1 protein-coding gene is annotated in these 632 nt (G+C 55.2%); it reads left to right on the top strand.

The genetic code is table 11. The features are described 5' to 3' along the window. The first annotated feature begins 65 nt into the window (after positions 1-65). Positions 66-374, top strand: a complete 309-nt coding sequence (locus tag NGM28_RS28490) for a transposase (protein ID WP_011533213.1) — start codon at positions 66-68, stop codon at positions 372-374. Positions 375-632: the final 258 nt, after the last annotated feature.

Raw genomic sequence — 632 nt, forward strand, 5'->3', positions numbered from 1 at the left:
TGAACTGGCCTAATGACCCCGGACACCTCTTAAGGGCGATATGATTCACCCAATCAGGAGGTTCCATGCAAGAGCGAAAGACCTATACCCGTGACTTCAAGCAACGTGCTGCAAGCATGGTTCTTGACGACAACAGCTCGGTTCCCGACGTCTGTGCGTTATTGGACGTCGGCCCCACGGCTCTGCGCCGCTGGGTTGATCAGGTTCGCAAAGAGCGTCAGAAAGGGCAGCCAGTGGCAGGCACCAAGGCAATCAGCGACGAACAGCGAGAGCTTCAACAGCTGCGAGCCAAAGTCAAACGCCTGGAGACCGAGGCTGAAATCTTAAAAAAGGCTACGGCTCTCTTGATGTCGGATCCCGATCGTTTTTCCTGATCGAAGAGCTGAGAGAGTCGAACTCGTATCCGACCAGCCTGCTTTGCAGTGCATTGGGTGTTTCCCGCAGCGCGTTTTATGACTGGCTTAAGCGTCGTTCAGTACCGAATACCAAGCGTGACGCGCTCAGGGCAAAAGTTGTGCAACTGCATGTCGAAAGCCGGGAAAGTGCAGGCGCGCGGATGATCTCTCAGCACTTGAAGGCCCAGCAGATCAAGGTGGGACGGTATCTGGCTGGACAACTCATGGCGGAGGCTA

Origin of the sequence: Pseudomonas sp. MWU13-3659 (assembly GCF_023757525.1) — a bacterium.
GTDB classification, from domain to species: domain Bacteria; phylum Pseudomonadota; class Gammaproteobacteria; order Pseudomonadales; family Pseudomonadaceae; genus Aquipseudomonas; species Aquipseudomonas entomophila_E.